Source organism: Streptomyces sp. NPDC059909, from assembly GCF_042730885.1.
GTDB lineage: Bacteria > Actinomycetota > Actinomycetes > Streptomycetales > Streptomycetaceae > Streptomyces.
In genome coordinates, this window is record NZ_JBHWKX010000032.1 from 32,500 (window position 1) to 58,309 (window position 25,810).

At 70.5% G+C, this 25,810-nt stretch carries 25 protein-coding genes and 2 pseudogenes; 7 read left to right on the forward strand and 20 right to left on the reverse strand.

Going from position 1 to position 25,810, the window contains the following annotated elements:
- Window positions 1-20: 20 nt before the first annotated feature.
- The 5 genes from ACFV9O_RS22115 to ACFV9O_RS22135 form a co-directional block, all read right to left on the reverse strand.
- Window positions 21-1,301 (reverse strand): aspartate aminotransferase family protein, encoded by a 1,281-nt coding sequence (locus tag ACFV9O_RS22115; RefSeq protein WP_385420408.1) that lies wholly within the window; start codon window positions 1,299-1,301, stop codon window positions 21-23.
- On the reverse strand, window positions 1,298-2,140 hold the full coding sequence (locus ACFV9O_RS22120; protein ID WP_385420410.1) for a nitrilase-related carbon-nitrogen hydrolase: 843 nt from the start codon (window positions 2,138-2,140) through the stop codon (window positions 1,298-1,300). The genes ACFV9O_RS22115 and ACFV9O_RS22120 overlap by 4 nt, the downstream gene beginning before the upstream one ends.
- Before the next feature lie 169 nt (window positions 2,141-2,309).
- Window positions 2,310-3,713 carry a UL36 very large tegument protein gene (locus ACFV9O_RS22125; protein ID WP_385420412.1) on the reverse strand — a complete coding sequence of 468 codons (1,404 nt, stop codon included), beginning with the start codon at window positions 3,711-3,713 and terminating at the stop codon, window positions 2,310-2,312.
- A gap of 114 nt (window positions 3,714-3,827) precedes the next feature.
- Window positions 3,828-4,217: a PPOX class F420-dependent oxidoreductase gene (locus ACFV9O_RS22130; protein ID WP_385420414.1), complete on the reverse strand. Its 390-nt coding sequence runs from the start codon at window positions 4,215-4,217 to the stop codon at window positions 3,828-3,830.
- A 17-nt stretch (window positions 4,218-4,234) separates the two neighbouring features.
- Window positions 4,235-4,627 (reverse strand): winged helix-turn-helix transcriptional regulator, encoded by a 393-nt coding sequence (locus tag ACFV9O_RS22135; protein WP_385420416.1) that lies wholly within the window; start codon window positions 4,625-4,627, stop codon window positions 4,235-4,237.
- 63 nt (window positions 4,628-4,690) lie between these two features.
- Between ACFV9O_RS22135 and ACFV9O_RS22140 the strand changes: the two genes are divergently transcribed.
- Entirely contained in the window at window positions 4,691-5,335 is a 645-nt protein-coding gene (locus ACFV9O_RS22140; RefSeq protein ID WP_385420418.1) for an NAD(P)-dependent oxidoreductase, read from the forward strand.
- A 70-nt stretch (window positions 5,336-5,405) separates the two neighbouring features.
- On the opposite strand, the gene ACFV9O_RS22145 is transcribed toward ACFV9O_RS22140, so the two are convergent.
- Window positions 5,406-5,657, reverse strand: a complete 252-nt coding sequence (locus ACFV9O_RS22145; RefSeq protein WP_385420420.1) for a helix-turn-helix domain-containing protein — start codon at window positions 5,655-5,657, stop codon at window positions 5,406-5,408.
- 41 nt (window positions 5,658-5,698) lie between these two features.
- Between ACFV9O_RS22145 and map the strand changes: the two genes are divergently transcribed.
- On the forward strand, window positions 5,699-6,466 hold the full coding sequence (gene map, locus ACFV9O_RS22150; RefSeq protein WP_385420422.1) for a type I methionyl aminopeptidase: 768 nt from the start codon (window positions 5,699-5,701) through the stop codon (window positions 6,464-6,466).
- Window positions 6,467-6,484: 18 nt separating this feature from the next.
- Here map and ACFV9O_RS22155 read toward each other — a convergent pair whose 3' ends face one another.
- From ACFV9O_RS22155 to ACFV9O_RS22175, 5 genes and pseudogenes are all read right to left on the reverse strand, one after another.
- Window positions 6,485-7,723, reverse strand: coding sequence for a cytochrome P450 (locus tag ACFV9O_RS22155; RefSeq protein ID WP_385420424.1), 1,239 nt, complete (start codon window positions 7,721-7,723; stop codon window positions 6,485-6,487).
- 68 nt (window positions 7,724-7,791) lie between these two features.
- Window positions 7,792-9,025, reverse strand: a pseudogene (locus ACFV9O_RS22160) (cytochrome P450).
- 39 nt (window positions 9,026-9,064) lie between these two features.
- Complete coding sequence (locus tag ACFV9O_RS22165) at window positions 9,065-10,447, reverse strand: NAD(P)/FAD-dependent oxidoreductase (protein WP_385420426.1); 1,383 nt, start codon at window positions 10,445-10,447, stop codon at window positions 9,065-9,067.
- Entirely contained in the window at window positions 10,437-10,667 is a 231-nt protein-coding gene (locus ACFV9O_RS22170; protein WP_385420428.1) for a ferredoxin, read from the reverse strand. The genes ACFV9O_RS22165 and ACFV9O_RS22170 overlap by 11 nt, the downstream gene beginning before the upstream one ends.
- A gap of 105 nt (window positions 10,668-10,772) precedes the next feature.
- Window positions 10,773-11,414, reverse strand: coding sequence for a hypothetical protein (locus ACFV9O_RS22175; RefSeq protein WP_385420430.1), 642 nt, complete (start codon window positions 11,412-11,414; stop codon window positions 10,773-10,775).
- Window positions 11,415-11,694: 280 nt separating this feature from the next.
- Between ACFV9O_RS22175 and ACFV9O_RS22180 the strand changes: the two genes are divergently transcribed.
- Together ACFV9O_RS22180 and ACFV9O_RS22185 are read left to right on the forward strand one after the other, a co-directional pair.
- Window positions 11,695-12,510 carry a DUF899 domain-containing protein gene (locus ACFV9O_RS22180; RefSeq protein WP_385420432.1) on the forward strand — a complete coding sequence of 272 codons (816 nt, stop codon included), beginning with the start codon at window positions 11,695-11,697 and terminating at the stop codon, window positions 12,508-12,510.
- A 262-nt stretch (window positions 12,511-12,772) separates the two neighbouring features.
- Window positions 12,773-13,060, forward strand: a complete 288-nt coding sequence (locus ACFV9O_RS22185; protein ID WP_385420434.1) for a transposase — start codon at window positions 12,773-12,775, stop codon at window positions 13,058-13,060.
- 216 nt (window positions 13,061-13,276) lie between these two features.
- On the opposite strand, the gene ggt is transcribed toward ACFV9O_RS22185, so the two are convergent.
- Window positions 13,277-15,097, reverse strand: coding sequence for a gamma-glutamyltransferase (gene ggt / locus ACFV9O_RS22190; RefSeq protein ID WP_385420436.1), 1,821 nt, complete (start codon window positions 15,095-15,097; stop codon window positions 13,277-13,279).
- A 105-nt stretch (window positions 15,098-15,202) separates the two neighbouring features.
- On the opposite strand from ggt, the gene ACFV9O_RS22195 reads away from it, so the two are divergent.
- Window positions 15,203-15,946: a hypothetical protein gene (locus ACFV9O_RS22195; RefSeq protein WP_385420438.1), complete on the forward strand. Its 744-nt coding sequence runs from the start codon at window positions 15,203-15,205 to the stop codon at window positions 15,944-15,946.
- On the opposite strand, the gene ACFV9O_RS22200 is transcribed toward ACFV9O_RS22195, so the two are convergent.
- Window positions 15,943-17,202, reverse strand: coding sequence for a cytochrome P450 (locus tag ACFV9O_RS22200; RefSeq protein WP_385420440.1), 1,260 nt, complete (start codon window positions 17,200-17,202; stop codon window positions 15,943-15,945). The genes ACFV9O_RS22195 and ACFV9O_RS22200 overlap by 4 nt on opposite strands.
- Window positions 17,199-17,969 carry an alpha/beta fold hydrolase gene (locus ACFV9O_RS22205; protein WP_385420442.1) on the reverse strand — a complete coding sequence of 257 codons (771 nt, stop codon included), beginning with the start codon at window positions 17,967-17,969 and terminating at the stop codon, window positions 17,199-17,201. The genes ACFV9O_RS22200 and ACFV9O_RS22205 overlap by 4 nt, the downstream gene beginning before the upstream one ends.
- 224 nt (window positions 17,970-18,193) lie before the next feature.
- Here ACFV9O_RS22205 and ACFV9O_RS22210 point away from each other — a divergent pair.
- Window positions 18,194-18,466 (forward strand): annotated as a pseudogene (locus ACFV9O_RS22210) (L,D-transpeptidase); the annotation flags it as partial.
- 180 nt (window positions 18,467-18,646) lie between these two features.
- Window positions 18,647-20,224, forward strand: coding sequence for a CocE/NonD family hydrolase (locus ACFV9O_RS22215; protein WP_385420445.1), 1,578 nt, complete (start codon window positions 18,647-18,649; stop codon window positions 20,222-20,224).
- A 54-nt stretch (window positions 20,225-20,278) separates the two neighbouring features.
- Here ACFV9O_RS22215 and ACFV9O_RS22220 read toward each other — a convergent pair whose 3' ends face one another.
- The 6 genes from ACFV9O_RS22220 to ACFV9O_RS22245 all read right to left on the reverse strand — a co-directional run bounded on the left by ACFV9O_RS22220 (window position 20,279) and on the right by ACFV9O_RS22245 (window position 25,481).
- A complete protein-coding gene (locus ACFV9O_RS22220) occupies window positions 20,279-20,467 on the reverse strand; it encodes a hypothetical protein (RefSeq protein ID WP_385420447.1) in 189 nt (62 codons plus the stop codon).
- Window positions 20,468-20,597: 130 nt separating this feature from the next.
- The gene (locus ACFV9O_RS22225) at window positions 20,598-21,041 is read right to left on the reverse strand and encodes a DUF6278 family protein (protein ID WP_385420449.1); all 444 of its coding nucleotides are present in this window, start codon (window positions 21,039-21,041) and stop codon (window positions 20,598-20,600) included.
- Window positions 21,042-21,130: 89 nt separating this feature from the next.
- Entirely contained in the window at window positions 21,131-21,910 is a 780-nt protein-coding gene (locus tag ACFV9O_RS22230; protein WP_385420451.1) for an exodeoxyribonuclease III, read from the reverse strand.
- A gap of 41 nt (window positions 21,911-21,951) precedes the next feature.
- Window positions 21,952-22,584, reverse strand: a complete 633-nt coding sequence (locus tag ACFV9O_RS22235; protein ID WP_385420453.1) for an MBL fold metallo-hydrolase — start codon at window positions 22,582-22,584, stop codon at window positions 21,952-21,954.
- Window positions 22,585-22,901: 317 nt separating this feature from the next.
- Window positions 22,902-24,179 carry a 4-carboxymuconolactone decarboxylase gene (gene pcaC / locus ACFV9O_RS22240; protein ID WP_385420455.1) on the reverse strand — a complete coding sequence of 426 codons (1,278 nt, stop codon included), beginning with the start codon at window positions 24,177-24,179 and terminating at the stop codon, window positions 22,902-22,904.
- Between the two features lie 96 nt (window positions 24,180-24,275).
- Window positions 24,276-25,481 (reverse strand): tyrosine-type recombinase/integrase, encoded by a 1,206-nt coding sequence (locus ACFV9O_RS22245; protein WP_385420457.1) that lies wholly within the window; start codon window positions 25,479-25,481, stop codon window positions 24,276-24,278.
- Window positions 25,482-25,810: the final 329 nt, after the last annotated feature.

A 25,810-nucleotide genomic window follows, 5' to 3' on the forward strand; every position in this document is an offset into this window, starting at 1 on the left:
GGACGAACGCATGGGACGGACTAGACGCTGCGCAGGGCCCCTTCGAGGATCGCGGCCCCTTCCTCGGCCTCCGCGACGGTGAGCGACAGCGGCGGTGCGATCCGCAGCACGCTGGTGTTGTGCGCGCCGCCCTTGCCGATGAGCAGGCCGCCTTCGCGGGCCGCTTCCAGTACGGCGGCAGCGGCTTCGGGGCTCGCCTCGTCCGTGCCGGGCTTCACGAGCTCCACGCCGATCATCAGTCCGCGGCCGCGCACTTCGCGGACGGCCGGGACGGCGGCGGTGATGGCCCGCAGCCGCTCGATCAGCAGTCCGCCGACCCGGCGCGCGTTGCCCTGCAGGTCGTGCTCGAGGAGGTAGGTGAGGTTCGCGAGGCCCGCCGCCATGGTGACGGGCGAACCGCCGAAGGTGGAGATGGAGTTGGCGTCGATGCAGTTCATGACCTCGGCGCGGGCGACGACTCCGCCGACGGACATGCCGTTGCCGATGCCCTTGGCGAACGTGAGGATGTCCGGCGGGCCGCTCGCGGCGTGGGCCTGCCAGCCCCAGAAGTGGTCGCCGGTCCTGCCCCAGCCGGTCTGCACCTCGTCGGAGATCCACAGGATGCCGCGCCGGTTCAGCACCTCGCGGAACGCGGCGTACAGCCCCTCGGGCGGGGAGGTGAAACCGCCGACGCCCTGGATGGGCTCGGCGATCAGCGCGGCGACGTCGTGGGTGTGGCCGAGCAGATCCTCCAGGTCGGCGACGCAGGCCTCGATGAACTGCGCGTCCGACAGGTGGGCGTACGGGCCCCGGGTGCGGACGCCGCCGTGCACGTACAGCGTCTGCAGCGGGGACAGGCCGGTCGGGGACCAGGCCCGGTTGCCGGTGATGGACACGGCCGAGAAGGAGCGACCGTGGTAGCTGTTGCGCATCGCGAGGATCTGCCCCGACCTGCGGTACGCGGTGGCCAGGAGCAGGGCGGTGTCGTTGGCCTCGGTGCCGGAGGTGGTGAAGAAGACGCGGGCGTCGGGGATTCCGGAGAGGGAGGCGATGCGCTCGGCGAGCTCGACCATGGGGCGGTTGAGGTAGAGCGTGGAGGAGTGGATGATCCGCCCGGCCTGTTCGCTCACCGCCTTGGTGACCTCGGGAAGCGCGTGGGCGGTCATGGTGGTGAGGATGCCGCCGAAGAAGTCGAGGTAGCGGTTGCCGACCGCGTCCCAGACGTGGCGGCCCTCGCCGTGGGTGATCTCGATGGGCTGCTGGTAGTAGAGGGCGACCCAGTCGGGGATGACGGCCCGGTGCCGGTCGTACAGATCGCTCACGGCTGCACCAGCCCCTCGTAGGCGTCGGGCCTGCGATCGCGGTAGAAGGCCCACTGCTGGCGGACCTGCTCGATGAGTCCGAAGTCGAGGTCCCTGACGATCAGTTCCTCCTCCTTGTCGCTGGCCACGTCGCCGACGAACTGGCCGCGCGGGTCGACGAAGTAGCTGGTGCCGTAGAAGTCGTTGTCGCCGTACTCCTCCTGGCCGACGCGGTTGATCGCGGCGATGAAGTACTCGTTGGCGACGGCCGCCGCGGGCTGCTCCAGCTGCCAGAGGTAGGAGGAGAGACCGCGCGAGGTGGCGGACGGGTTGTACACCAACTGGGCGCCGTTGAGGCCGAGCTGGCGCCAGCCCTCGGGGAAGTGGCGGTCGTAGCAGATGTATACGCCGACCTTGCCGACGGCGGTGTCGAAGACGGGCCAGCCGGCGTTGCCCGGCTTGAAGTAGTACTTCTCCCAGAAGCCCTTGACCTGCGGGATGTGGTGCTTGCGGTACTTCCCGAGGTAGGTGCCGTCGGCGTCGATGACCGCGGCCGTGTTGTAGTAGAAGCCCGAGCCCTCGACCTCGAAGACGGGGACGACGATCACCATGCCGGTCTCCCGGGCGAGGTCGCGCATGCGCAGGACCGTCGGACCGTCCGGGACCGGCTCGGCCCAGCGGTAGTGCTCCGGCTCCTGCACCTGGCAGAAGTACGGCGCGTTGAAGACCTCCTGGAATCCGATGACCTCGGCGCCCTGCCGGGCCGCCTCGCGGGCGTGCTCCTCATGCTTGGCGATCATGGATTCCGTGTCGCCCGTCCAGGTCGCCTGGACGAGTGCGGCGCGTACGACGTTGGTCATGAGCTGCTCCTTCGACAGGACGTCAGAGAGCCTCTACGCACGTAGACACGATGCGTAGGAGGAGAAAGTAAGCCCCGTCACACACTGGGGCAAGACCATCGTCGTCAACCCGCAGTGTCGATCATGTTTCGCACCTGAGCGGTCGACAAACAGCGTATACCGTACTTTTTCAGCCGTTCATGATCCCTGCGACACGCAGGGCGTGCACCAGATCGCGCTCCCGCTCGGGGGACACGGCGCGGGCGGCGAGGAGCAGTTGCGGTACGAGCCTGCGGGGGTCGGGGGCGGCGAGCTGTGCGGCGTCCTCCGGACTACGGGCCCGGACGAAGGCCCTGAGCAGGGCCTCCGCCTCGCTGTGGCCGCCCGCCTCGCCGAGGGCGAGCACGGCGTCGGCGATCTCGGCGGCGGGGCGGGCGACGCCCTGGCGCAGCAGATGACCGCAGTCCTCAGCCCTCCCGGCCGCGGCGAGGGCACCCGCGGCGGCGGCGAGCTGCCCCGGCGGCAGCGACGCGGCCTCCCAGAGCAGGGTGGCCCAGTCGGCTCCGAGACCCGCCCGGTGCAGCTCCGACGCCAGCACTGGCAGCCAGGCGGCGGGGCGGGCCGCGGCTTCGCACAGCACGGCGTGCGCCTCGCCGCCCCGCCCCTCGGCGCGCAGCTGCACAAGGGCGACGACGGTCTCGGCGGCGGCGCGTCGCGACTCGGCGTCCACCGCCTCCGCTCCCGGGCGCCCGCGTGCGACGCGCTGGGGCGGCAGCTCCTGCCGGTCCTCGCCCCCGCCGAACCGCGCCCCCCGCGGCCGCTCTTCGGCGACGGGCAGTCCGGGGAGGCCGACGGCCTCGTCCTCGCCCTCATCCCCGTCGCCGCCCTCGTCCAGCCACGCGTACCGGGCCCCTCGCGGCCGCCGCTTCCTTCCTGGCCGCTTCCGCTCTTCGCCACGGCCGCCGCCGGAAGGGCCGTGCGCGACCCCGGGGGCTCCGACCGGGGACGCCGCGGGAGCACCTGTGTCTGCGTCCTCCAGCCGGAACCATGCGGCAGGCAGGGCCGACGCAGGCCGCCCGCCCGGGGCGTGCGCCGCCCCTTCGGCCCGCTCCCCCGCCGCGGCGGCCGGCGTCAGGGCCGCGAGGCGGGCGGACAGCTCCGCACAGCGAGCCGTCGCACGGGTGTGGTCGTCGTTCGTCCAGGACAGTTCGTTGGCGAGGTGCTGGTACTGGGGGGTGCCCTCGGGCAGGGCGGCAAGCCGGTGCAGGAGTTCCTGGGCGCGGTCCTCCGCGTACGCCTGCTCGCGGCGCATCAGCTCCAGGCGCTCCTGGAGGGCCTCCGGCCCCCCGGACAGCCGGTCGTGCGCGGCGGCCGCGGCCGAGTGCAGGGCCCGGGCGCGGACCGTCTCGCCGCCGTCGGCCGGGAGGTCCTGGAGGAGCGACTCCACCACGTCCCAGGGCGGGATCTCCGCGCCCTGCAGACAGGCGGCCAGTCCGTCGGGGTCGCGCTGCCAGAAGACGCCGTACCAGCCGCCGCCCCGGTCGAGGCGCCCGGCCAGCTGCCTCAGATATCGCGCGAAAACCCCTACTTCCACGGGGAGTTGATGCACCACCATCTCCGCCCGCCCTCCGCAACCGGTTGGCAGGCATTCGACCTCAACCGTGTTACGGGACGGCTACGCGGAGTTTTCGGCGGCGGAGCGGAAGGCTCAACACGGGCCGAGCGCCACTGCGATGCCCGTGTGCGGGCGTCTGCCGAGGCGTACGACGGCGGCGGGCCGGTCGACGAGCCAGAACTGCCAGGTGTACTTGCGGGCCAGGAGCTTCCGGACCTTCTTCAGGTCCGCGTCGTCCAGCAGCCGCGCCGTTCCCTCCACGGCCTCGGCGCCCTCCGCGACCCGTCCGCGCACGTCGCACGCGGCCACGGTGACACGGCCGTCCCTGCGCAGCCGCTTGACCTTCCATGAGTCGGAGCGGGTCCAGACGTACAGCTCACGGCCCTCGACGGCGAACCACACGGGTGTCGCGACGCCCGTCCCGTCCTTCCGGAAGGTGGTGAGGCTGATGTACTTCGCGCGGTCGAGCTCCTGGAGATCCACGGGCGCGAGACTACGCCTCACCGTGCCGAGTGGGAATCGAAGGCCGCCCTCGCCTCCGCCAGCGCGGCCGCATGGGCCCGTGTCCAGGCGCAGGCGGTGTCGAGCGGGCCGAGCAGCGAGCGGCCGAGTGCGGTGAGTTCGTATTCGACGCGCGGAGGGTTCTCGTCGTACGCCGTCCTCGCGAGGAAGCCGTTGCGCTCCATCGACCGCAGGGTCTCGGTGAGCACCTTGGGGGTGATCCAGTGGAGCGGTACGCGCAGTTCGGAGAAGCGGCGCGGCCCGTCCTCCAGGCAGCGCAGCACCCATGCGGACCACTTGTCGCCCACCCGGAACGGCCGCGAACCGGGCTCGGCGAAGCAGTCGGCCCCGGGGAACATGTCTGCGCTCAGGGGCTCGCGGGTGTGGGACATGCCCTCAGACGCTAGCCCAGTACCGTTGAAGTAACCAGGCATGTCCGTTCTACCGTCCGGGACATGAGCGACATCATCATCTTCGGAGCAGGTGGACGGGTCGGCCGGGCGGCCGTGACGGAGGCGGTCGCGCGCGGCCACCGGGTGACGGCGGTGGTGCGCGACCCCGCGAAGTACCCGGCCCTGGGCGGAGACGGCATCACGGTCGTACGGGGCGACGCGACCGATGCGGCGTCGGTGGCGGCACTCGCGGCCGGCCACGACGCCGCGATCAACGCATCGGCGCGGCTGGACATCCCGTCCGACGCGTACTTCACCGCGGCGGCGAAGGCCCTGGTCGCGGGCCTGGGCGAGGCAGGCGTCCGGCGCCTGCTGGTGCTGGGCATCGCGACGACGCTGGAGACCTCGCCCGGCGTACGGATCATGGACGCGCCGGACTTCCCGGCGGAGTACCGGGCGTTCTCGCAGGGCCATGTCGCCGAGTTCGAGGTGCTGTCCACGGCGGATCCGGCGGCACTGGACTGGCTGATGGTCGTGCCGCCCATGCAGCTCGACGCCGAGGCCCCGCGGACCGGGGGCTACCGGACGGCGATCGGCACGGTGCCGGACGGTCCGGGCCGTATCTCGCACGCGGATCTGGCGATCGCGCTGCTGGACGAGATCGAGTCGCCGCGCCACAGCCGGGTGCAGCTGGCGGTCGCCGCGTAGGCACGCGGTGACGCGCGCACGGCTGCGGGGCTGCGGGGCGACGCAGCTATGCGGCTACGAGATCACGCGTTCACATGGGCACGAGCGCGCAGCGCGTCACGAGGTCGTCCATGGACAGGCCGAGCGTCCCGGCCAGCGCGGCCACGGTGAAGAAGGCCGGGGTCGGGGCGCGGCCCGTCTCGATCTTGCGGAGGGTCTCGGGGGAGAGTCCGGCGGCCGCGGCGACCTCCACCATGCTCCGGGAGCCGCGCGCCTCGCGGAGCAACCGGCCGAGCCGCTCGCCGCGTTCGCGCTCTTCGGGGGTCAGGGGCGTACGAACCATGCCGTCATTGTAATACCACTTCAACCGGTATAGTAATTGGCATGGTGGAGATCAAGACAGACGCATCCCTGGACGCCATGCGGGCCGCCGGCCGGATCGTCGCGCAGGCCCTCGCGGCGGTGCGGGAGGCCGCGGCCGTGGGTGTCACGCTCCGGGCCCTGGACCAGACCGCCCGGGCCGTCCTGCGCGAGGCCGGCGCGGGATCGCCCTTCCTGAACTACCGGCCCGACTGGGCCCCCACCCCCTTCCCCGCCGTCGTCTGCGCGTCCGTCAACGACGCGATCGTGCACGGCATCCCGGGCGGCCACCGGCTCCGCGACGGCGACCTCGTGAGCATCGACTGCGGCGCGGTCCTGGACGGCTGGGTAGGCGACTCGGCCGTCAGCTTCACCGTCGGCCGCCCCCGTCCCGAGGACGTACGCCTCGTCGACACCGCGTACGAGGCCCTGGAGGCGGGCATCGCCGCGGCGGTCGTGGGCAACCGCATCGGGGACATCGCCCATGCGATCGGCCGCGTCTGCCGGGCCGCGGGGTACGGCATCCCGTCCGGCTACGGCGGCCACGGCGTGGGCCGCACCATGCACGAGGACCCGAGCGTCCCGAACGAGGGCCGCCCGGGCCGCGGAATGCCGCTGCGCCACGGGATGGTGCTCGCGATCGAGCCGATGCTGATCGGGGGCGGCGGCGACGGCTACTACACCGATCGCGACGGCTGGACGCTCCGTACGTCGGACGGCTCCCGTGCGTCCCACGCGGAGCACACGGTGGCGATCACGGACGAGGGCCCGCGCATTCTTACCGCCCTCTGAGCACTCGGCGCCGGGCGCTCACGCCCGGATGTCGTCGCAGGCGATGGGCAGATGGCGGGGGCCGCGCAGGACCGCGTTCTGCCGGTACTCGGGCGGATCCTCCAGCAGCCGGGGGTTCACGAGCCTGCGGGCCAGCTCGCTCAGTGCGAGCTGCGCCTCCATCCTGGCGAGCGGCGCACCGAAGCAGCTGTGGACGCCGCTGCCGAAGCCCAGGTGCTGGATGTCCTTGCGGTCCGGGTCGAAGCGGTCGGGGTTCTCGAAGCGCTTCGGGTCGCGATTGCCGGCGGCCACGACGAGCCACAGCGACGCACCCTTGGGGATGGTGACGCCGTCGATGTCGATGTCCGTGAGCGTGGTGCGGTTCGGCACCAGCTGCACCGGCGGCTCGAAGCGCAGCAGCTCCTCCACGACGGGGACCGCCAGCTTCGGGTTCTCGCGCAGCCGCTGGAGCACGTCCGGGTTGCGCAACAGGGTGAGCATCCCGTTGGTGATCAGATTGACGGTGGTCTCATGACCGGCGATCAGCAGCAGGGCGGCAGTGCTGAGCAGCTCCATGGTCGACATCGAGCCGTCCGGGCCCTGGGAGGTCGCCAGCTCGGAGAGCATGTCGTCGCGGGGGCTCTTGCGGCGCTCCTCGATCAGCCCGGCCAGATACATGCCGAGCTGGGTCCTGGCCTCATGGGCGATCCGGTTGCGCTCCGTCGGGTCCTCGCCCGGGGTCGGGTCGAGGCTGGCGGCAAGGGTGTCCGCCCAGGTGTGGAAGCGTGCTTCGTCCTCGCGCGGCACGCCGAGCAGCCGGCAGATCACGGTCACCGGGAAGGGGTACGAGAACTGCTCGACCAAGTCGATCCGGTCCGTGTTCCCGATGCCGTCGATGAGCCCGGAGACGATCCCGCCGAGTTCGCCGCGCATGTCATGCACCCGGCGCGGCTTGTGGGGCGGGCCGAAGGACGCGTTCGTCATGCGGCGCAGCCGGTCGTGCTCCGGTGGGTCGAGCCTGATGAAGCTGGGTGGCAGGCCCGTCTCCTCCCCCTCCGGCTCCAGTTCGGGGCCGCCCTGCGCGGTCCGGTTGCGGGCGTCGGAGCTGACCCGCGGATCGTGCAGGAGACTCAGGATCTTCCAGTACGTGCTCACGACGTACGCACCGTCACCCTCGTCGAGCACCGGTGTCTTGCGGAGCTCCGCGTACAGGGGGTACGGGTTCGCGCGGTTGGAGTAGTCGATGATCTGCCGCAGGAGGGTGGTTCGGGTCGTCATGACGAGTCCTTGTGGGGTCGCGCGCGGGTCGGTGCCGGCCGGGGGTGACGGTGATTCGACAGGGCGTCTCAGGGGCGGATGCCGTCGCAGGCGATGTACAGATGGCGGGGGCCGCGCAGGATCGCGTTGCGCCGGTACGGAGGCGGATCCTCCAGGAGACGGGGGTTGTCGAGCCGGTCGACCAGTGCGGTGAGAGCGAGTTGCGTCCAACCGGGCGAGCGGCGCGCCGAAGCAGTTGTGGATGCCGCTGCCGAAGCCCAGGTGCTGGTTGTCCTCGCGGTCGGGGATGAACGTGTCGGGGTCGGAGAAGCGCTGGGGGTCACGACTTCCGGCGGCCACGGCGAGGAAGACCGTCGCGCCCTTGGGGATCGTGACCCCTCCTACCTCGATGTCCGCGAGAGTCGCGCGCGGGACCACGAAGTGCACCGGCGGCTCGTAGCGCAGCAGCTCCTCCACCAGGGGGACGGCCAGGTGCGGGTCGTCCCGCAGCCGCTGGAGAACTTCCGGGTGGCGCAGCAGCGTGAGCATCCCGTTGGTGATCAGATTGACCGTCGTCTCATGGCCGGCGATCAGCAGCAGGACCGAGGTGCTCATCAGCTCGGGCGTCGTCATGGCTCCGTCCGGTCCATGACTGGTCGCCGGCTGGGAGAGCATGTCGTCGCCGGGGCTGCCGCGCCGCGCCTCGATCAGGCTGTTCAGATACGTGCCCAGCTCCAACCGCGCTGCGTGGACCTTGCGCATCAGCTCCGTGCGGTCCGTGTCGGGGTCGGTGTCCAGGCCGGCGACGACGGTGTCGGCCCAGACGTGGAAGCGCGCTTCGTCCTCGCGCGGCACACCGAGCAGCCGGCAGATCACGCTCACGGGAAGCGGATAGGCGAACTGGTCCACCAGGTCGATCCGGTCCGTGCTCTCGATGCCGTCGATGAGGCCGGAGATCATCTCGCTCATTCCGCCGCGCATGTCGCTGATCCGGTGCGGGCTGTGCGGCGGTCCGAAGGGGCGGTTGGTGATGCGGCGGAACCGGTCGTGCTCCGGAGGGTCGAGATGCAGGAAGTTGCGCGGCAGTGCCGTGTCCTCGCCCGCGTCCGCCACGGCGTAAGGCGTCGGCGACTCGATGTTGCGGGAGTCCGAACTGATCCGCGGGTCGTGGAGGAGGCTCAGGATCTCCCAGTACGTACTGACGATGTACGTGTTGTTCCCCTCGTACGTGACCGGCGTCCTGCGGAGCTCCGTATACAGGGGATACGGGTTCGCGCGGACGGCGTGATCACTGATCTGCCGCAGGAACGAGGTCTGCGTCATGACGGGTCCTTGGTGAGTGAGTCCTTGCGGGCGCGGGGGTCAGTGCCGGGCGGGGGTGAAGGTGATCCGCTTGTCGGCCGGCGCGTAACCGCTGAGGGTGACGGTCGGACCGTGAGTGGGCACCGAAGGGTCCGGGAACTCCGACGGGACCGGGGTCAGCCCCTGGGCCGCGGCGAACGGCGGCGGGAACGGCGCGGTCGTCTCGATCTGCTCCTGGTAGAACGGCAACCACTTCGCATGGTCGAACGTGACCGCGGCGATGACGCGCCCCTGGTATCCGTACACCCCGACGAATCTGCGCTCGGCGAGCGAGCCCTGCGAAATGAGGATCTCCGTGCCCATGGACGGCACGCCGACCGACTTGATGTTCACCCCGAACTGCGTGGACCAGAAGGCCGGCACCCACATGTGCGGGAGGCGTTCGGTACTCGGACTGAGCATGTTGTGCGCCGCGATCTCGGCCTGGACGACCGCGTTGCCCCAGTGTTCCAAGGACAGGAACTGGTAGTTGAACAGCGGGTGCGGAGACCGTGCCACATCGCCCGCCACGAAGACGTCGTCCGTGACGATGCCCCGGAAGTCGAAGGCCCGGCAGCCGGCGTCGCACGCGATTCCCCGGGGACCTGCACCAAGGCCGGATCCTTCGAGCCATTCGGTGTTGCGGGTCGCGCCCAGTGACACGACCACGACATCGGCCTCGACGGGACTGCCGTCGGACAGGTGCACCGAGCGTACCCGGCCCGCCGAGTCGCCCTCCAGCCCCGTGACCATGACTCCGGTCCGCAGGTCCACGCCGTGCTCGCGCTGCAGCGCGGCGGCCACCTCACCGACGACACCGCCGAGTGCGCCGACCAGGGGCGCGCTGCCCCGTTCGGCGACGGTGACGGGAATGTCCTGCTCACGGCAGGCGGAGGCGATCTCCGAGCCGGTGAAACCGGCACCGATCACGAACACCCGACGCGGTCCCGCCCTGAGCCGCCGGTGCAGCGCCGCCGCGTCGTCGCGGGTCCGCAGCAGGAACACCCCGTCGAGCTCGGCTTCCTCCCTTTTCGGCCACGGCCGCGCCCGTACGCCGGTGGCGATGAGCAGCCGGTCGTACTCGACCTCGTCGCCGTCGGCAAGCCGCACCCGCTTGGCGCTCATGTCCAGCCCCGTGGCAGCCACGCCGAGCCGCCACTTCGCGTCGATCGCCCGGCGGCGGGGCAGGGCGGTGCGTTCCGCGGACGTCACGTCCAGGAGGACCTGCTTGGACAACGGGGGCCGGTCGTACGGTTCGTACGGCTCGTCGCCGATCAAGGTGAGTGAACCGGTGAAGCCCTTCTCCCGCAGGGTTTCCGCGCCCCTGAGACCGGCAAGGGAGGCGCCCACGACGACGATTCGTCCTTCACGTTTGAACGATTCCAGGTATGCATCACTGTTCACGGGACGTCTCCTTGCCCGGGGCGACCTCGTCCAATTGATCGACGAGGATGGCCTGGACCGGGCAGGCTGCGGCGGCTTGCGCCACGAACTCCCGCTGTGTCTCGTCGGGCTCCGGGTGGTACAACAACCCCTCGTCGCCGTGCATGGCAAAGACATCGGGGGCGAGGAACGCACACTGGGCGTACCCCTGACAGCGGTTGAGATCGACGACGAGCCTCATCCCGGATCAGCCTTTCCCGTGGCCTGGTCTTTTCCTCACACCAGCATGAGAGAAGAGGCGTGGCCGCGCCTGCCGAGGCGGCCCGGACGAGCGTCGGGGCCGGCGTCAGACCGCCTCCGCGGGGTGGCGCCCGGCGCGCAGACCGACCCTGAGGATGTAGACGCCGACCAGCAGGGACCAGGCCGGAAAGACCAGCTCGCACCACGGCACGGCAGGCCCGGCGAAGAGCAGCACAAGGCCGGCGGCGTAGCCCAGCAGGGCGAGTGGGCGCGGAAAGACGCCGAGCCGGAAACCGATGGTCGAGGTCGCGAAGATGAAGACGGCGGCCATCCTCATCGCATAGGTAGTGAGCAGCACGTACGCGAACTGACGGCCGAAGTCCGAGGGGGCGTCCTCGTCCAGCACGGTGCCCGCCGCCGCGGCGGCGCCGAACATCGCGGCCACGAAGACGAATCCGCTGCCCAGGAACACCGTGGCGACGAACTTGTCCTCCGCCTCCCCGACCTGAGCGCGCAGGGCACCCATGAACCAGAGGAAGAACAGCCCTGCGAAGGGAACGAGTTCCAGCGCGGCGCTCACCGCCCATTTGGTGCCGGGATTGATGGGGCCCACGTCGTCGGCGGCGGCCTCGCTCGCGGGAATCGCCACCCGCATGAGCACGATCGCGGACGCCAGCAGCAGCGCAAACACAATCCCCGCAAGCCCCGCGGCACGCGGCGTCTCCAGCCGCTCCCTCTTCGGCTCCATGGACCGCTCGCTTTCTCTCCCTTCCCAGGAAGCCGCCCACCCCCGCCGAGCGCCACCGGGACGGCGCGTGAGGGTGACCCTCGCTCGGCACGCCCTGGGGTGGGGGGCGCACCGGCTCATACAGCGCGTCTGTGAACGTGTCAGCCCGACGTGGTCCGTGCAGGCTCGGCCGAGGGCGCCCCCTGCCGCGATGAGTTCCGGCCGGGTCGCGAGTCTGTTCTGGTGAGCGTCGTAGGACGTCGTGCGACGCAGCCCGGCACGAGACACCACGGAGGACACCATGACGACCACGCCCGGCAACGCGAGCGGCGACCTCCCCGGCAAGCCGCCAGTCGTCGACCTGGCCACCTGGCAGGCGGCGCGCGAGGAGCTGCTGGTCCGCGAGAAGGCGCACACCCGTGAAGGCGACGCGATCGCCGCGGCCCGGCGGCGGCTGCCGATGGTCGAGCTCGACGGCGCGGTCGAGGTCACCGGCGCTGACGGGCCGGTCCCGTTCCTCGACCTGTTCCAGGGTCGCGACGAGCTCGTGGTCTACAAGCACATGTGGTACGACGGCGCGCCGCACCAGGGGCAGTGCGAGGGCTGCACCACCACGGCCTGGCACGTGAAGGACGCCGTCTACCTCAACGCCCGGGGCGTCTCGTTCGCCGTCCTGACCTCGGGCCCGTGGGACGAGGTGGCTCCCTACGTCGAATTCATGGGTTACACCCAGCCCTGGTACTCGGTGCGGGGCGTGGAGGCGCCGGTCGGCGAAGGAATGGGGCACATCGTCTGTTTCCTGCGCGACGGCGACCGCGTGTTCCTCACCTACTCCACGACGGGCCGTGGCAACGAGCCGGTCAACGGGTCCCTCGCCCTGCTCGACATGACGCCCTACGGCCGCGGCGAGGCGTGGGAGGACAACCCGGAGGGCCGGCCCGTGATCGGCGATGTCCGCGAGGGGTACCCGTCCGAGGGCCGCCAGGCCTGCTGGTACTGGCGCTCGGACGCCGACGGCGTCGCCACCTGGGGCCCGACCAGCCGGCCAGTGCCGCAGTGGACCCGCCCCGGCGCGACCCCCGTGGAGACCCTCGGCCGGCACGGCCACCACCACTGACGCGCCTTCGTCGACGGCGTAGGCAAAAGAAGTCAGGTGCCGGGCGGAACCTCCGGACGATGCGAACGGCGCCCGCGCGCTCGATCGGTGGGCGGTTCGCCCGGAAGGTGAAGGACTCCTGCCAGGAGAGGGGCTTTCTGGGCTTGCCAGTCCTACCGGGAGTCCGGGTGCACGGATCGTCCAAGTGCCAGTACTCGTCATGCCCTGCTCATAGCCGGGGTGGTGATCGTCCCTCGCGGCGGCACTTCTAGCCGGTTCGACGATGACCGACGGGCAGTGGGGGCCGCTGCTCGCGGCGGCGGGAAGCACCGGCAGGCGCGGGAGCAGGCCCGAGAAGTGGGACCGGCGCCTGGTCCTGGACGCGATCTTCTACCTGGTCCGCGGCGGGATCGCCTGGCGGGCCCTGCCGACCGACGTCCCCCGCACCAGACCGTCTACGCCCTGTTCCGCCGGTGGACCTGCGCGCGGGCGTGGTGCCGGATCCACGCAGCGCTGCGTGAACGTGCGCGTCTGGCCGACGGGCGTGGCCCAGTGCCGACCGCGGCCGTGATCGACTCCCGTGACCCAGTTCACCGACGCTCTCTTACATGGCCATGACAGGCGGCGCGGACAGTCGCCGATTCGGTGCCGGAGGGCACCCGGGAGGTGCTGCCACTGCAGGAGGTGCGGCTCCTTGCCCGAACGGGCGGAACGCCCCGGACCGATCGAGTTCCGGGGCGTTCCCTGTCGGTGGACCGGCCGAACGGGTTGTTCGTGCGCGGCGGCGTCACGCCGCCGGGCGCACCACCATCGCCGAGCCGCCGCCGCGCCGCACCTTCTCCGCCGCCGCGAGCCAGCGGCCGTCCGGCAGCCGCTGGATGCCCGTCGCCGCCCCGATCTCCGGGTTCTGACGGAACGCGTGGCCCAGCGCCTCCAGCTCCGCCCGCAGCGGGCTGTTCCACAGCGCCGGTTCCAGCTCCGTCGTCGGCTGGTTGCGCTGGCTCGCGCGCGGCGCGGCGATCGCGTCCACCAGCGGCAGGCCGCGGTCGACGACGCCCGTCAGCGTCTGGAGCACCGTGGTGATGATCGTCGCGCCACCCGGGGAGCCGAGCGCCAGCACCGGCAGGTCGCGGTCGTCCAGGACGATCGTCGGGGAGATGGAGGAGCGGGGGCGCTTGCCCGGTCCCGGCAGGTTCGGGTCGTGGACCGCCGGATTGGCCGGCGCGAACGAGAAGTCCGTCAGCTCGTTGTTGAGCAGGAAGCCCCGCCCGGGCACGGTGATTCCGCTGCCGCCGGTCGACTCGATGGTGAGGGTGTACGCGACGACGTTGCCCCACTTGTCGGACGCGGTCAGGTGCGTCGTGTTCTCGCCCTCGTACGTCGTCGGCGCCGCCGTACCGCCGCTCGCGCACGCCGCCGGGTTCCACGGGTCACCGGGGGCGAGCGGGCTCGTCAGTACGCCGTCGTCGCGGATCAGGCACTCCCGCGAGTCGGCGAACCGCTGCGACAGCAGCTCCCGCACCGGCACGTCCTCGAACGCCGGGTCGCCGACCCACCGCCCCCGGTCCGCGAACGCGATCCGGCTCGCCTCGACGAAGCGGTGCAGGTACTTCGCCTGCGAGAGGCCGGACAGATCCGTCCGCTCCAGAATGTTCAGCGCCTCGCCCACGCTCGTACCGCCCGAGGACGCCGGGCCCATGCCGTACACGTCCAGCCCCCGGTACGACACCTTCGTGGGCCGCCGCTGCTCCGTCCCGTACGCCGCCAGGTCGCGCAGCGTCAGATCGCCGGGCCGCACGACCCGCGTCGCGCCCTCGCGCACGACCGGCTTGCGCACGGTGTTCACGATGTCCCGCGCGATCGCGCCCTGGTACAGGGTTCCGGTGCCCTTGCGTCCGATCTCGTCGTACGTACGGGCGAGCTCCGGGTTCTTGAACACGGAACCGACCACCGGCAGCTGCCCGCCCGGCAGGAACAGCTCGGCCGTCGCCGGGAAGTCGCGGAAGCGCGCCTCGTTCGCCTGGGTCTGGGAACGGAACGTCGCGTCCACGGTGAAGCCGTCCTTCGCCAGCCGCTCGGCCAGCTTCAGCAACTGCCGCAGCGGCCGGCTCCCCCACGCGTCGAGTGCCGCGTCCCACGTCGCCGGAGTGCCGGGCGTGCCGACGCCGAGGCCGCTGGTCATGCCCTCCTCGAAGGGGATGGGCTTGCCGTACTCGAGGAAGAGGGACGCGTCCGCCGAGCCGGGCGCGGTCTCGCGGCCGTCGATCGTGTGGACCTTCCGCGACTTCGCGTCGTAGTAGACGAAGAAGCCGCCTCCCCCGATGCCCGCGGAGTACGGCTCGGTCACCCCGAGCGCCGCGGCCGTCGCCACCGCCGCGTCGACCGCGTTTCCGCCGCCCCGCAGCACCTCGATGCCCGCCGCGGAGGCGTCCGCGTCGACGCTCGCGACCGCTCCCCCGTAGCCGACGGCCACCGGCTCCTTGACCGGGAGCGGTCCCTTCGACGCTGAGGGCGGGGCCGCCGGTGGCGCGGCCGCACCTCCCGCCGCCAGAACCGCCAGCGTTACGGCGGGGATCGTGACAAGACGTGCGGCAGTACTACGACGCATCCGTACCTCCAGGCGAAGAACGTCCGCGCAGCGTAACTACACCTCAGCCTTCCCGTCAGGACCGCATCGAACACCGTTCCGCCCGGCCCGCTAGCATGCGCGCCCATGAATGAAGACCTGCGCAACATCGTGCTCGGCGTCTTGGCCGCCGGTATCAGCGCCTCGTTCGGCTGGTTCGCCCGTAATTACCTCTGGCGCCGCAGGCTCCGCCGGAAGCAGGCCTTCTTCGGTCTGCCGCGGAATTCCGAGTGTCTGCTCGTCGTCAACCGCGAGGCGGGCAGCGAGGGCGCGGTGCACCGCTACGACGTGTTCGCGCTCCTCGAACTCTCCGCGCTCGTCAAGGACTGCGGCGCGCATGCCCAGATCATCCAGCACGACGTCGCCCAGCAGGGCTTCGGCGAGCGCACGGAGTTCTGCGTCGGCGGCCCGTACTCGAACCGCCGGATGGCCGCACATCTCTCCTCGCTGCTCCCCGGCGTGAAGATAAACACGGACGTGGAGCCGGGTCCGGACCGAGGCGCGTTCCAGATCGGCTCCGAGCGGTACCGCCTGGAGGCGGGCACCACGGAGTACGTCCTCCTCGCGCGGCTCACGGTGGGCGAGGGCGCGCGGCCCGTCTTCCTCTTCTGCGGTCAGCGGGCGATCACGAACCAGGCCGCGACCCGCTATCTGGCCCGTCACCACGAGAAGCTCGCCCGCAAGCACGGCACGAACTCCTTCGTCCTGCTGCTGAAGGTCGTCAACACGCAGGCGTACGGGCCCGATGTCGTCGAGCTCGTCGCGGATGTCACCAAGGCGGCACAGGCCCCGGCGCCCGCCGTCCGCACCTCGCACCGCGCCACGAGCTAGGAAGTGCCGGAACCGCTGAGGCCGACCGGCAGCGACTTGATTCCGTTGATGAAGTTGGACACGAGTCGCCGCGGCGGCTCCGCGAGGGTGAGGAAGGGCAGGATCTCCCGCACCTCCTCGTGCAGCACGCGGAGTTGATGGCGCGCGAAGTGCGCGCCCAGACACACGTGAGGGCCGTCCCCGAAGGACACGTGCGGGTTCGGCGACCGGGACAGATCGAGCCGGTGCGGGTCGGCGAAGACGCGCTCGTCGTAGTTGGCGGAGGCGTGGAGGACGACGACCTTGTCGCCGGCGCGTACCGCCCGGCCGCCGAGGGTCAGGTCGCGGGCGGCCGTGCGGCGGAACGACAGCACCGGCGGATGCCAGCGGAGCAGCTCGTCGACGGCCGTGTCCACGCCCACCTCCCCCGCCCTGAGCCGCCGCTGCTCGTCCGGGTGCGCGGCGAGCGCCAGGAGCCCGCCCGGGGCGGCGCTGCGGACCGTGTCGTTCCCGGCGACGGTGAGCAGGAAGAAGAACATCTCCAGCTCGGCGTCGGACAGTCCAGGCGCCGCGAGCGAGGTCATGACGTCGTCGGCGGGTCGGCGTCGTTTGTACGCAGCGAGTTCCTGTGCGTAGTCGAACATCTCGCGGAGCATCGCGGGCGAGCGCGGATTGACCGGCTTGCCTTCGCCGTCCAGCACGGGCGGCTCGTCCGGGTCCTGATAGGCGATGACGCGTTCGGTCCACTTGAGCAGCAGCCCGCGGTCGCTCTCCGGTACGCCGAGCAGATCGGCGAGGTTGAGCAGCGCGTAGTCATCGGTGACGGCGGCGACCAGATCGACGACGGGGCCCGCGTCCCGGGCGGCCCCGAGCAACTCCCGGGCACGTGCCCGCGCGGCGGCCGTGAAGCGGTCGATCCGGCCGGGGGTGAAGGCCCGGCTCACGAGCCGCCGCAACCGGCCGTGGTCCGGGGGATCCTGATTGAGCATCATGCGGCGGATGAACGGCAGGTCCGCCGGGTCGGGGTCGCGGATCTGCGTCGCGCCGAGCCACGACGAGAAGCTCTCCGCGTCCTTGAGCACCCGGACGACGTCGGCATGGCGGGTGACTGCCCAGAAGCCGGGGCCGGCCGGCCAGCCGAGCACCTCGTACTCGTCCTGCCAGGCCACCGGGTGACGGTCGCGCAGTTCCCGGAAGGCGTCGTGGGGCAGCCCGGACGCATAGATCCGCGGGTCGAACACATCGGGGATCGCGGCCGATCGCACCGGGCCGGTCATGCGTCCGCCCGCAGGAAGTCCTCGACGGTACGGATCAGCTGCAGCGGGGTCTCGTCCATCGCGTAGTGCCCGGCGGCCGCCAGCTCGGCGAGCTCGCCCCGCGCGTACCAGCGCAGCCAGGTGTCCCGCATCAGCCCGGCGCCCAGCGCGGGGTCGAGGGCGCCGACGACGGCGAGGGCCGGGACGAGCGAGCCCTCGACGTCGCTGTGGAAGTCCTCGACCGCCCAGGAGTCGAGCCAGGCGCGGAAGGCCTTGGGGTCGCTGCGCCGCAGCGACCGCTGCACCATGCGGTCCAGCCAGGCGGCGGGCCGTACCGAGCCGGTCGTGATGTCGATGATGGTGCGGCGGTTCGCCGGGTGGTCGGCCGCGTCGGCGAAGAGGCCCCACTGGTCCGGCGGCATCGGCAGCCCGCCGGCCGGCACGGGCGAGATCCCCACCAGCCGCCGCACGCGGTGGGGTGCGAGCACGGACACGCGCTGGACGACGGATCCGCCCATGGAGTGGCCGACGAGCGAGAACCGGTCCCAGCCGAGCCGCCCGGCGAGCGCCAGCACATCGGCGGCTCCCTCGCCCGTGGTGTACGCGCCGGGGACGCCCATCGCCTCTCCGTAGCCGCGCAGGTCCACGAACGCGTACGTGAACGAGGCCAGATCCAGATCGGGGAGCACGGGGGCGTAGGCGCCGCGGTCGGCGAGCCAGCCGTGCACGGCGATGACGCGGTGCGGTCCTTCACCCAGCAGCGTGTGCGGAAGCACGAAAGGTGTCACGACGTCTCCGTTCGCGGGCTGCGTGCGTACGAGACCACGGTGGCTCCCCGTTCGCGGAACCGCCAGAGTGCAGAACCGGCGCGCTGTCCGACATGTCACATCCGTCAACGGCGGAAATACCCGGCATATACGCAACCTCACACCCCCTTTCCGGACTCTGTAAGGGCGGAACAGTTCGCAACGGAGGTCCTGAGTTGAGCCGCAGCCGCGTCCAGCGCGCCCAGAAGATGGTCGACTATTCGATGCGGCTGACCTGGTCCGGGATGTACGCGCACGCGGCACCGTGGAACTCCGCGTACTTCGGCCACGCGAACCGCGGTTCCGGGTGCATCGGGATGAGCGACGCGGATGCGAAGGCGGTCCACGACGCGGTCCGGCCCGGCGATCCGTTCGAGATCACGGGTGCCGACGCGAAGGGCACGATCGCCCTCAACAACGGCTACGGGGAGTGGAATACGAGCTGGACGGAGTGGCAGGCAAAGAGCGCGCTTCGGTGACCTCTCGCTGACCGCTTGTTCCCTCCCACCGATCTCCCGCCGGCCGCCCAACCACGGCCCCTCGCTGACACGATGTCCAACAATCGTTACGACGGCGTAACTTACCGACGGGTTACTTCAGGTAAACGCATCCGGTTACCGTCGGGTCACTTTCGGACTGGCACGAGTCAGGAGTGACCGATGGCCCACCCCCACAAGGCCCTGCGCACGACCACGACCGGCACCGTCTCGGCCGCTCTCCTGGCCGGGGCAGCCTTCGGACTGGCCCCGGCGGTCCCGGCCGCGGCCGCCGACCTGCCCGGTGTACGGTTCGTCGACATCCAGGGCGACGGCGGCACCGTACTCAAGGCCAATGTCGTCACCCCGTCGGACTCCGACGGCTCGCGTACGTACCCCGTCATCGTGCTGCCCACCAGCTGGGCCACGCCCCAGGTCGAGTACCTCGCCCAGGCCACGAAGCTCGCCGACTCCGGCTATGTCGTGGTCACTTACAACGTGCGCGGCTTCTGGCAGTCCGGCGGACAGATCGAGGTGGCGGGGCCCCCGGACATCGCCGACGCGTCCAAGGTCATCGACTGGACACTCGCGAACACTCCTGCGGACCCTTCCAAGGTCGGCATGGCCGGTATGTCGTACGCCGCCGGGATCAGTCTGCTCGCCGCCGCGCACGACGAGCGGATCAGAGTGGTCGCGGCACTCAGCGGCTGGGCCGACCTCACCGACTCCATCTACAGCGGCCGTACCCAGCACGTGCAGGCCGCCTCGCTGCTCGTCGGCACGGGCTACCTCACCGGGCGCCCGAGCCCCGAACTCCAGCAGTTCACCAAGGACTTCCTCGGCTCGAACCTCGCCAAGGAGGACGAGATGATCGCGTGGGGGAAGAAGCGCTCCCCCGCCACCTATCTCGACCGCATCAACCGGAACGGCGCTGCCGTCATGCTCGGCAACGCGTGGGGCGACACCATCTTCCCGCCCAACCAGTACGCGGAGTTCTACGAGCGGCTCACCGTGCCCAAGCGTCTGGAGTTCCGCCCCGGCGACCACGCCACGGCCGAGGCCGCCGGTCTGCTCGGACTGCCCAACGACACCTGGACCAGTGCCCGGCGCTGGTTCGACCACCATCTCAAGGGCGCCGACAACGGCGTGGACCGCGAGCAGCCCGTCCGGATCAAGTCCCGCTCCTCCGGCGGCTACGAGACGTACCCCGACTGGAAGTCGGTCGGCGCGGACGCCCGCAAGATGGCGCTCGGCGGTACGAAGACGATCCGCGCGAACGTCGACTCCGGTGCCAACGGCGGCATCGTGATGCTCTCGAGCACCTTGGACCAGTTCCTGAAGGTGCCCCCGATCGCCTCGATTCCTCTGCTGCCGCGGCCGTTCGCCGCGGTCTGGCAGTCCGAGCGACACGGCACCGAGCAGCGCATCCGGGGGACGGTGAAGCTGCACACCACGGTCACCAGCACCAGGGAGAGCGGCACCCTCGTCGCGTACCTCTACGACGTGGGCCCGCTCGGCCTCGGCAGGCTGGTGAGCAACGCCCCATACACGTTCCACGGCGGGACCCCGGGCCGGCCGTTCGCCGTGGACCTGGAGCTGTTCTCCACCGCCTATGACGTACCGGCCGGCCATCGACTTGCCCTGGTCGTCGACACTGTCGACCCGCTCTACATCGAGCACAACCCGTCCGGCGCGCAGCTGACCTTCTCCTCGCCCACGGCCGACCCGTCGTACGTGTCGGTCCCGCTGCGCGAGAAGTGATCTCCGGCTGCTGCCGGTCCGGGTTCGGCCGGGGCGACATCCACGGCCTTGGTGTCAGGGACTGCGCATCCCGGTGCGGATCGGTAAAGCCACCGTCATCACAGGGATGAACGGCACATCGTAGTCGAGTCGTCCGGGGTCTCGCGTGCCGTCGCAGATCCTGCGACTGAAGTTCAGGAGGACGTGCACCTGCCCGTGGTGCTTGTTGACGTCACGCAGCTCGATCAACGGATCGACGCCCATACGCTGCCCTGCCCCATTTCTCAGCGGTGTCGGGTCAGCGCAAACTATCCAGCTCAACAAGGGACTTCACAGGCGACACGCATAAATAGGGCATAAGCCGTATTTACCGATCCGCGGGCGGGTGGGGCCCTCAGGCCTCGGCCGCCTCCGCGTACACCTGGGACAGCTCCGGAGAGCCGTGCGCCGCCCAGTCCAGCCCCGCCTCCACCACATTGATCTCGCGCCCCGACGCGAGCCGCACCACCGGATGACCGCCCGGCCAGACATGCCAGGAGGCACCCCGGACGGTCCGCACGATCACGGTGCCGAGATACAACCCCGCGTCGTTGCCGAGCCAGGGCAGTTCCTCCGGATCGTCCCGCCAGCGCGGCGGCAGCTGGTCGAGCGCCTCCAACGAGGCGGGCGTGTCGTCCAGTTCCAGCCCCTGCTGCCCCACCCGGACCCTCAGCAGCTCGCACTCGGCGAGCAGCTCGGCCACGCCGTCGGGGTCGCCGCCGACGGCGGAGGCAAGCGCCTGTCCGCCCCGCTCACCGCCATGCTTTTTGCGCCAGTTGTCCAAGAAAGGGATGTTCATACCGATCAGCCTCGCATTCCCATGGACGGGCGCACCACATGGCGCGCGGGACGGGACCCGCGGGCCTGAGCCCGCGGGGTCCCGGAGCCTCAGAGATCGAGATCGACCACGACCGGGGCGTGGTCGGACGCGCCCTTGCCCTTGCGCTCCTCACGGTCGACATAGCTGTCCTTGACGGCCTTCGCGAACGGCTCGTTGCCGTACACCAGGTCGATGCGCATGCCCCTGTTCTTCGGGAAGCACAGCTGGCGGTAGTCCCAGTAGGTGAACGGGTGGTCGTACTTGAGCGGCCGTGGCACGACATCGGCGAGCCCGGCCTCGCGCAGGCGCTCCAGAGCGGTCCGCTCCGGCGCGGTCACATGGGTCATACCCTCGAAGAAGGAGGGATCCCACACGTCGTCGTCGGTCGGCGCGATGTTGTAGTCGCCGAGCACCGCGAACGGCCGGTCGCCGGCGGCGTCCTCGGCGACGGCGTCCTTCAGCGCCTCCAGCCACGCCAGCTTGTACACGTAGTGCTCGTGGGCGACCTCCCGGCCGTTCGGCACGTACACCGACCAGACGCGGACCGGGCCGCAGGTGGCGCTCAGCGCGCGGGGCTCCTGCACGCCGCCGTACGCCGGGCCGCCGGGCAGGCCCATGACGACGTCGTCGAGCCCGACCCGGGAGACCACCGCCACCCCGTTCCACCGGCCGTCGGCGTTGACCGCGGACTCGTAGCCGAGCTCCTTGAGGGCGTCGGCCGGGAACTGCTCCGCGGTGCACTTGGTCTCCTGGATGCACAGCACGTCGGTGCCGCTGCTCTCCAGCCAGGCGAGCAGGCGCGGCAGCCGGGCGGTGATCGAATTGACGTTGAACGTGGCGATGCGCATGCCGCAAGCGTAACCGCGGGGTGTGACAGTCAGCGGGCCCCTCAGACGTCGGCCGAGTCCCCGGAGGCGAGCCTGCTGTGCTCGGCGCCGCCGAGGTTGCCGATGTGGGTGTCGTAGATCGGGCGCGCGAGCTCGGTCAGCAGGGCGTCGTGGATGTCGATCGCACGGCGCGGCTTGACCTCGCGTACGTAGTCGATGACCTCGGAGACCTTGCTCCAGGGGGCCATCACCGGAAGCATCAGCGTCTCCACCGGCCGCTCGGGGACGGTCAGCGCGTCGCCGGGGTGGAAGACCGAACCGTCCACGAGGAAACCGACATTGGTGATCCTGGGCAGATCCGGGTGGATCACGGCGTGGAGTTCGCCGTGCACCTGGACGTCGAACCCGGCGGCGGTGAAGGTGTCGCCGTCGCCGACGGTGTGCACCCTGCCGGGGAAGGCGGCGGACAGCCGTTCGGCGACGCTTCGCAGGGTCCAGATCTCGGCGCCCGGATCGGCGTCGAGGGCCACGCGCAGGCGCCGCTCGTCGAAGTGGTCCGGGTGCTCGTGCGTGACGAGAACGACGTCCGCACCGGCCGCGGCGTCCTCCTCGCTGAAGGCTCCGGGGTCGATGACGAGCGTGCGCCCGTCCTTCTCGAGCCGGATGCAGGCGTGCGACTTCTTTGTGAGCCTCACCTGGGTGACCTCCTTCTCGCGTGCCGCGGCCGCTCGGGGCCGCCATGGCCGGCCCCCTCCTGCGACCCTAGCGGCCGCGGCCCAACGGGGCGCGACACTGCGGTGCGGTGCCGTCGGGTCGGCCCGCGTGTCCGTCCTCAAACGCCGGACGGGCTGTGCCCGGCACCCGGGGACGCCGGCCCCACGCCCGAAGGGCGTCGGGGCGGGTCCGGGGCGGAGCCCCGGACCGGGGGACTGGGGGCTTGCCCCCAGTCCGGGAAGGGGCGGGGGTAGGGGAAGCCCGCCGCAGGCGCCCCCGCACCCTCCCGGCGCGGAGGCTAGTCGCGCGGGGTCGTCTCCTCGCGGATCACTGCCTGGGCCACGCGGAACGCCGAGTTCGCGGCCGGGACGCCGCAGTAGACCGCCGCCTGGATGAAGACCTCACGGATCTCCACCGGAGTCAGCCCGTTCCGCAGCGCCGCCCGCGTGTGGAAGGCCAGCTCGTCGAGGTGGCCGCCCGCGACCAGCGCGGTGAGCGTCACCGCACTGCGGGTCCGCCGGTCCAGCCCGTCGCGGGTCCAGACCTCACCCCAGGCGTACCGGGTGATCAGCTCCTGGAAGTCGCCGGTGAAGTCGTCCGCCGCGGCCATGGCCCGGTCCACGTGCGCGTCCCCCAGCACCTCGCGGCGGACCTTGATCCCGGCCTCGTACGGGTCGTGGCGCACCGGACCGACGGCGTGCGGCTGCTCGGGGGCCGGGGCGATCCCGCCGACCGGGGCGACCGGCGCGGAGATGGACGGGTACACGGGCGGCGCCGGGATCGCGGCCAGTGTGTCCTGCCAGGCCGACGAGAAGTGGCGTACCAGCAGATCGGTGACCGCGGCGGGCTGCTCCACGGGCGCGAGGTGGGAGGCACCTGGGACCAGTGCGAGGCGGGCGTCGGGGATGCCGGCGACCAGGGTGCGGGCCTCCGCGGGCCCGGTGAGCTGGTCGTCGGAGCCGACCAGGACCAGGGTCGGGACGCCGACCCGGCCCAGCTCGGCCCGTACGTCGAAGGCGGCGAGCGCCTCGCAGGCGGCGATGTAGCAGCCGGGGTCGGTGGTCCGCACCATCTGGACGGCCCATTCGACTATCGCGGGCTGCGCGGCCGCGAAGCCCGGCGTGAACCACGCGTCGGGCGCGGTCCGGGCCATCGGGTCCAGTCCGTTCGTACGGACGATCACTCCCCGCTGCCGGAACTCGTCGGCCGTCCCGAACCGGGGCGACGCCGCGACCAGCGCCAGCGAGGCGATCCGGTGCGGCAGTCGCAGCGCGAGGTCGATGCCGACCGCGCCGCCGACCGAGCAGCCCACGTATCCGAATCGCTGCACGCCGAGTCCGTCGAGGGTGGCGACGAGACGGTCGGCGAGCTCGGTCACCGAGTTCGCGGGGTGCGCGGGGGCGCCGCCATGACCCGGCAGGTCGAAACGGAGGACGCGCCACTGCTGGGACAGCTCCGGTGTCTGGCGGTCCCACATGTGCCATGTGGTACCCAGTGAGGAACCCAGGACCAGGACAGGGGCGTCTTCTGGCCCGTCAACGCGGTATTGCAGGGTGTTCGGTCGTGTCTCGCTCACCCGTCAGACCCTCTCATCTGTCACGAGATGTCACATCGCCGGGGTGAACCTAGCGGGCCTTGCCCCGCTCTCGACAAGTCGCTCGGCTGGTGGTCCTCACGCCTTCTCCTCCGCCGCAGCCCCGTGCAGGCCATCCCATGTGGTGGCGGCTCCGCGAAGATCCTCTACATCCGGCTTGACGTACCACCGCTTGGTCGTCTTTACGTTCGTATGCCCAGCCCATCGCGCGAGGATGTGGTCCGGGACACCGTTGTTGGCCAGGAACGTAAAGCACGACGAGCGTGCGTCGTAGAGCCTGACGCGACGGAGTCCGAGAAGCTCCATAAGCCGGTACGCGCGTCGACGAAGTTGCTTGATCGTGAAGGCATCCCCTGCTTCGTGCACCAACACGTAGCCGGACGCCACGTACGCCTCCCCCAGAGCGAGCCTCTCCTCCGCTTGGAGAGCCCTGAACGCCTTGAGAGCGGCTAGCACCAGAGTCGGCAGGGGCAGAACCCGCTCACCCGCAAGAGACTTGGTGTCCTTCTCCACTACGTACCGGTTGCCCATCATCGTGCGCGTGTTGGCAATGACAATCGTGGCGTTGTCCAAGTCAACGTCGTCCCACCGAAGGCCGCAGACTTCAGCTGGACGGAGCCCCATCAGCGAGAGAAGAAGCGCAGCATATAGACGCTCCCCCTTAATTCCCTGGATGAACTTCTGAACCTCCTGGACATTCCAGGGCTGCACCTCCTCTTTACTTTTCCGCTCCTCTTTGCGCGCCCTACGGGGTATGGTCACGTGTGCAGCGACATTTACATGCACCAATCGCCGGGTAACGGCCCTCCCGAGCGCTTCCTTCAGTCGAGCAAGACTCATATCCACACTTGTGACTCCGAGTGGCGTCCCAGCCCTTTTGCCACGCATACGGCCATGCGCCAGCGCCCAGTCCCTCCACTCTTCCACATGCTCTTCAGTAAGGTCCTGGAGGCGAATGTTGCCAAGCCTCCCCCGAACTCGGTCCAAGGTAATCCCGTAGCTGTAGATGGTGGTTTCTTCGAGGTCATCGGCTTTCATAGCCAACCATCGGTCGAGCCACTCGTTCACGGTGATCTTGTTGGGCGGCACGAACGAGCCCTCGTTCCGCCGGTTAGTTACGTTCGCGTACTCAGCCTTCGCTTCCTTCAGTGAATCGAAGGTGCGCCTCAGCTGCTTTCGCTTCCCGGTCTCGGGGTCGATCCCTACATCGACCACAAACCGATATCTAACCTTCCCCTTCGAGTTCGGGGGAAGTTTCTTGATCGGATCGGACAGACTACTCACTCTCCTTGACCTTCGGGGACGAACTGGCTCAGTTACCCGCTGCGGCTCAACCGCCAAGCACAGCCGTGCGAACACCGTCAATGCTCTGCACGATCCCCGGTTTCGGTAACCGGGGATCGTGGCCTATATTGCGCCCCGTATTCGAGAGCTACGGGGCCGGCCGGTAAGACGTGGGCGCGGGATGAGCGCCGACTTCGACGAGGACCAATGGCCCGTCATCGGTGAGTCGGCCGAAATTGCGGTTCCCGACGGGCTCTGGGGCACCGACAGCCGATGCCACGGGTCACAGCGCCAGGGTTGGCCGCGGCCTGTACGAGAATCACCCGGCC

Bases quoted from the DNA above. Each gene is read 5' to 3' on its own strand.
- ACFV9O_RS22155 (WP_385420424.1), bottom strand. From the start codon at position 7,723: ATGACGACCCGAACCACCCTCCTGCGGCAGATCATCGACTACTCCAAC.
- ACFV9O_RS22135 (WP_385420416.1), bottom strand. From the start codon at position 4,627: ATGTCCCACACCCGCGAGCCCCTGAGCGCAGACATGTTCCCCGGGGCC.
- ACFV9O_RS22185 (WP_385420434.1), top strand. From the start codon at position 12,773: ATGACCGACGGGCAGTGGGGGCCGCTGCTCGCGGCGGCGGGAAGCACC.
- ACFV9O_RS22200 (WP_385420440.1), bottom strand. From the start codon at position 17,202: ATGACCGGCCCGGTGCGATCGGCCGCGATCCCCGATGTGTTCGACCCG.
- ACFV9O_RS22180 (WP_385420432.1), top strand. From the start codon at position 11,695: ATGACGACCACGCCCGGCAACGCGAGCGGCGACCTCCCCGGCAAGCCG.
- ACFV9O_RS22195 (WP_385420438.1), top strand. From the start codon at position 15,203: ATGAATGAAGACCTGCGCAACATCGTGCTCGGCGTCTTGGCCGCCGGT.
- ACFV9O_RS22140 (WP_385420418.1), top strand. From the start codon at position 4,691: ATGAGCGACATCATCATCTTCGGAGCAGGTGGACGGGTCGGCCGGGCG.
- ACFV9O_RS22120 (WP_385420410.1), bottom strand. From the start codon at position 2,140: ATGACCAACGTCGTACGCGCCGCACTCGTCCAGGCGACCTGGACGGGC.
- ACFV9O_RS22225 (WP_385420449.1), bottom strand. From the start codon at position 21,041: ATGAACATCCCTTTCTTGGACAACTGGCGCAAAAAGCATGGCGGTGAG.
- ACFV9O_RS22215 (WP_385420445.1), top strand. From the start codon at position 18,647: ATGGCCCACCCCCACAAGGCCCTGCGCACGACCACGACCGGCACCGTC.
- map (WP_385420422.1), top strand. From the start codon at position 5,699: ATGGTGGAGATCAAGACAGACGCATCCCTGGACGCCATGCGGGCCGCC.
- ACFV9O_RS22230 (WP_385420451.1), bottom strand. From the start codon at position 21,910: ATGCGCATCGCCACGTTCAACGTCAATTCGATCACCGCCCGGCTGCCG.
- ACFV9O_RS22170 (WP_385420428.1), bottom strand. From the start codon at position 10,667: ATGAGGCTCGTCGTCGATCTCAACCGCTGTCAGGGGTACGCCCAGTGT.
- ACFV9O_RS22175 (WP_385420430.1), bottom strand. From the start codon at position 11,414: ATGGAGCCGAAGAGGGAGCGGCTGGAGACGCCGCGTGCCGCGGGGCTT.
- ACFV9O_RS22220 (WP_385420447.1), bottom strand. From the start codon at position 20,467: ATGGGCGTCGATCCGTTGATCGAGCTGCGTGACGTCAACAAGCACCAC.
- ggt (WP_385420436.1), bottom strand. From the start codon at position 15,097: ATGCGTCGTAGTACTGCCGCACGTCTTGTCACGATCCCCGCCGTAACG.
- ACFV9O_RS22145 (WP_385420420.1), bottom strand. From the start codon at position 5,657: ATGGTTCGTACGCCCCTGACCCCCGAAGAGCGCGAACGCGGCGAGCGG.